At 48.4% G+C, this 4,539-nt stretch carries 4 protein-coding genes; 2 read left to right on the forward strand and 2 right to left on the reverse strand.

The features are described from left to right. The first annotated feature begins 159 nt into the window (after positions 1–159). Together IM515_RS02330 and IM515_RS02335 are read left to right on the forward strand one after the other, a co-directional pair. Positions 160–1,800 (forward strand): NADP-dependent glyceraldehyde-3-phosphate dehydrogenase, encoded by a 1,641-nt coding sequence (locus IM515_RS02330; protein ID WP_287629664.1) that lies wholly within the window; start codon positions 160–162, stop codon positions 1,798–1,800. A gap of 40 nt (positions 1,801–1,840) precedes the next feature. Continuing rightward, a complete protein-coding gene (locus IM515_RS02335) occupies positions 1,841–3,427 on the forward strand; it encodes a glucose-6-phosphate isomerase (protein WP_287629666.1) in 1,587 nt (528 codons plus the stop codon). 72 nt (positions 3,428–3,499) lie between these two features. On the opposite strand, the gene IM515_RS02340 is transcribed toward IM515_RS02335, so the two are convergent. Together IM515_RS02340 and IM515_RS02345 are read right to left on the reverse strand one after the other, a co-directional pair. Next, entirely contained in the window at positions 3,500–3,808 is a 309-nt protein-coding gene (locus IM515_RS02340) for a transposase (protein ID WP_043996488.1), read from the reverse strand. After that, entirely contained in the window at positions 3,793–4,071 is a 279-nt protein-coding gene (locus IM515_RS02345) for a transposase (RefSeq protein WP_216628833.1), read from the reverse strand. The genes IM515_RS02340 and IM515_RS02345 overlap by 16 nt, the downstream gene beginning before the upstream one ends. Positions 4,072–4,539: the final 468 nt, after the last annotated feature.

Consider the following 4,539-nt stretch of genomic DNA (forward strand, 5'->3'; position numbering starts at 1 on the left):
GTCGCATACCACAGTTAAAAAACCATGTACTGTCTTACACAGAGTCCACAGACTTTCGCCCCATTTCAGAAGCCCGATTCCGTGTGTCCCACGGTACGTTGACCGCCTATAGCTTCTTGTACTTGTTGCGCGCGACTTTTAATTTGAGTTCTAGCCGTCATGAATGCCCCCATTATCACCCCATCCCATACTGTTGAATCCATGTTTCCCACTGCTGACCAGATTCCAGAAGCCTTCCGCATTAAGACTCCCATCAATCAACGGGAGTATCTGATCAACGGAGAACTGCGTCACTGGGATGGCGAGGTGGAAGAGGTGATTTCTCCCATTCACATCCAGACCGATCAAGGATTGGTAGCCGCTAAAATCGGGCATTTCCCCTTACTTTCCGAGCAGGAATCCTTGGCGGCCCTAAACGCCGCTGTTACTGCCTACAATCGGGGTCGCGGGGTGTGGCCAACCCTGTCTGTTGCCCAACGAATTGAGCATTTGCAAGACTTTACCTATCGGATGCAAGAACAGCGAGATGAAGTCGTAAACATCCTGATGTGGGAGATTGGCAAATCCTACGCCGATTCGCAGAAGGAATTCGACCGCACCCTGGACTATATCCGCGATACCATCGATGCCCTAAAAAATCTCGATCGCGTCTCTTCCCGGTTTGAAATCGTCGAGGGAGTCATTGGACAAATTCGGCGAGCGCCCTTGGGTGTGGTGTTGTGTATGGGACCGTCTAACTATCCCTTGAACGAAACCTTCACCCTACTGATTCCCGCTCTAATTATGGGGAATACCGTAGTGGTCAAAACGCCCCGACCCGGCACCCTACCCCTCTATCCCTTGCAGTCGGCTTTTCAGAAAGCGTTTCCCCCCGGCGTAGTCAATATCATCTATGGTTCTGGACGCACCGTCACTCCGCCCCTGATGGCATCTGGTTTGGTCGATGTGTTGGCCTTCATCGGTTCGAGTCGGGCAGCCAATAGCTTAGAAAAGCAACACCCCAAACTTAACCGCCTCCGCACCATTTACGGATTAGAGGCAAAAAATCCCGCCATTATCCTGCCCGATGCTGACCTCAATTTGACGGTTAGGGAATGTATCTTAGGAACGCTTTCCTACAACGGGCAACGGTGTACGGCATTGAAGATCCTGTTTGTACAGCGCCAGATTGCTGAAGCGTTTATCGAACAATTCAGGTTGGCGGTGAATAACCTCAAATTTGGGATGCCCTGGGATGAGGGAGTGACGCTAACACCTCTGGCAGAACCGGGTAAGCCTCAATACCTAACGGAATTGCTGGAAGATGCTAAAAAATTCGGCGCAGAAGTGGTCAACGCTGGAGGGGGAACGATCAGGGAAACGTTTTTCTATCCAGCCGTAGTCTATCCGGTTACGGATCAAATGCGCTTGTACCATGAAGAGCAGTTTGGTCCGGTGATTCCCGTGATGCCCTATGACGATTTGGAAACTCCCATCAACTACATCGTCAATTCCAATTATGGTCAACAGGTCAGCATTTTCGGTCAAGATACCGAGGCGATCGCTGCGCTGATCGATCCCTTAGTCAATCAAGTCTGTCGAGTTAACATCAACAGTCAGTGTCAAAGGGGACCTGATACTTTCCCTTTCACCGGTAGGAAGGATTCGGCGGAAGGTACATTGTCGGTGAGCGATGCTTTGCGATCGTTCTCAATCAGGACGCTGGTTGCGGCGAAGGAAACTGACTTAAACAAATCTTTGATCACTCAAATCCTCAAAGAACGCCAATCTAATTTCTTGTCAACCGACTTTATTCTCTGAATCTGCAATTGTACCCTTGCTACTAATTAACGAGGTTTATATGAATACCAAGGAACTCTGGCAACGTTACGAAGACTGGCTTTACTATCACGAAGGTCTGGGATTGTATCTGGACATCAGCCGGATGGGGTTTGATGAGGCCTTAGTTGAGATGCTCAAGCCTAAGTTTGAGAAGGCGTTTCAGGATATGTCAGCACTGGAAGGAGGCGCAATCGCCAATCCTGACGAAAACCGGATGGTCGGTCATTACTGGTTGCGAAATCCTGACCTCGCCCCAGCTAATTTAAAGAGGGAAATTGTCGATACCCTCGAACAAATTGAAACCTTTGCCCAAAAGGTTCACGACGGCTCAATCCATCCCCCAGAAGCTCCTAAATTCACCGATATTCTCTCCATTGGCATTGGTGGCTCTGCCTTGGGACCAGAATTTGTCGCCGAAGCTCTGGCCCCCGATTTTGCGCCGATGGCCATTCACTTCATCGATAACACCGATCCGGCGGGCATCGATCGCCTACTGAACCGACTCAAGGATCGCCTCAAAAGTACCCTGATCATCATTACCAGCAAATCTGGCGGCACGCCGGAAACCCGTAACGGAATGCTGGAAGTAAAACACGTTTACGAGCAACAGGGCCTAGATTTTCCCTCCCACGCTGTTGCCATCACCGTGACCGGCAGCAAAATGGACGAATTAGAACGCATGGAAGGCTGGTTAGCCGAGTTTCCCATGTTCGATTGGGTGGGGGGACGTACCTCGGAGATGTCTGCGGTTGGCCTGTTGTCAGCGTCCCTACTGGGTATTGACATCCGCTCCCTTTTAGCCGGTGCCAAGGAAATGGACGAGGCAACTCGTGTGCCTGACACCAAGCGCAATCCTGCCGCCCTATTAGCTCTTGCTTGGTATCACGCTGGCCATGGCAAAGGCGAGAAAGATATGGTGATGCTACCCTACAAAGACAGTCTGTTGCTGTTCTCCCGTTACCTGCAACAGTTGGTGATGGAATCTCTGGGTAAGGAAAAAGATTTGGACGGTAAGACGGTTTATCAGGGTATCGCGGTTTATGGCAACAAAGGATCTACCGACCAACACGCCTATGTGCAACAGCTTCGAGAAGGCGTACCTAACTTTTTTGCTACTTTTATTGAGGTACTGGAAGACCGGAAGGGAACATCCATCGAAGTTGAGCCAGAAGCGACGACCGGGGATTTTCTCTCCGGCTTTTTGCAGGGAACACGAGAGGCACTTTATGAAAATCATCGGGACTCGATTACCGTAACTATTCCCCGGGTTAATCCCCGCACCGTGGGCGCGTTAATCGCTCTCTATGAAAGGGCAGTAGGGTTATACGCTTCTCTGGTTAACGTTAACGCTTACCACCAACCAGGGGTGGAAGCCGGGAAAAAAGCCGCCGCATCGGTGCTGAATTTACAGCGACAGCTTCTGGCCGTGCTGAAGCTCGCATCTGAACCGATGCCATTGACCACGCTGGCAGAAAAAGCGGGGGCTGCCGACCAACTGGAAACGGTTTACAAAATCCTGCGCCATTTAGCCGCCAACCATCGAGGAATCACATTGCAAGGCGATCGCGCCAAGCCTTCTAATCTGCTAGTGTCCCTCGATCAATAAGAGGATTTTGGGAGCTTATCTGATGAAAGTAGCTTTTTTTAGTACCAAGTCCTATAGAATCCATTTGGTATCTTAGGATACAGCTAATCGTCGTAGTAGAAGTCGAAGAAAACAGAGATGAATTTTGGTAGTGGAGTGTTCTAAAGTGCGCTCAAAATTTTTGACTAAAGATTTGCAGCGTTCCATCCAAGAATTACTTCTTTCAATCACCCATCGAGTTTTTACGGGTACGAATCCTGAGCAACCCTTCTCCGCTTTTTCGGTTTTTGACGGTTTTGGAGACAGTTCAAACTGAATTTTAGTCATTATCTCTGGATAGACCTTAACCAACTCTTTCTCTATTTTGTCAGGATGATAACCATTATCTAGGGTTTGCGGCAAAAAGTTTTTTTTTCTTGTTGTCGTAATCGGCGATGTAATTCTTCCATTATTTTTTGGATGATTCCCTGACTTCTCCACTGTTTATAATGCCAGAACACGGTGGAGTAGGTCGGGAAATCTTTCGGGAGGTCACCCCAATTACAGCCATTTTTGAGTTGATAGAAAATCCCATCTAAAATCTGTCGTTTTGTCCATTTTGGGGGGCCAGTCAATTTCTTCTTTGGCAATAGCGGTTCTACGATAGACCACTCTTCATTCGTCATACTACTTGAGTACATTTTGGCTTACTCCAAAGTATCGATTTTCGGGGACGACTAGACGGTGGCGCATTCACTGACGGGGTTCAGACCAAGGTATTGCCGTTAAACAGGCTACAGACTCTCTTCCCTGAAACCTATAATAGACAAGGTTTTCGCTTCACCTTTTCAGCCTAGCATCTACATTATAAAAGATACCAAATGGGTTCTATAGAACCCCATAACTCTAGTTTTCAAGGTGCGTTCATCCGGCGATGACTGGGTTTTTAAAGCGGTTGCTTACCCTGCCCGCTATTCTTAATATACTTTGCACGGCTACAACTTGCATTTTTTAGGTGGTGATTCGGTAGTAGTGATGGCGGCTTAATCCTTTGCTTTGCTGTGCATTGTAGTCATGGATAAAATACCAAAGGGTTCCCCAACGTGATTCTCCATTTTTTTAGAGAAAGATAGACTCTCTCTCACCAGCCGAGA

The organism is Microcystis sp. M44BS1 (genome assembly GCF_020244875.1).
Lineage (GTDB): Bacteria > Cyanobacteriota > Cyanobacteriia > Cyanobacteriales > Microcystaceae > Microcystis > Microcystis panniformis.

Coding starts and splice junctions, on each gene's coding strand:
- IM515_RS02330 (WP_287629664.1), top strand. CDS start 160: ATGAATGCCCCCATTATCACCCCATCCCATACTGTTGAATCCATGTTT.
- IM515_RS02335 (WP_287629666.1), top strand. CDS start 1,841: ATGAATACCAAGGAACTCTGGCAACGTTACGAAGACTGGCTTTACTAT.
- IM515_RS02345 (WP_216628833.1), bottom strand. CDS start 4,071: ATGACGAATGAAGAGTGGTCTATCGTAGAACCGCTATTGCCAAAGAAG.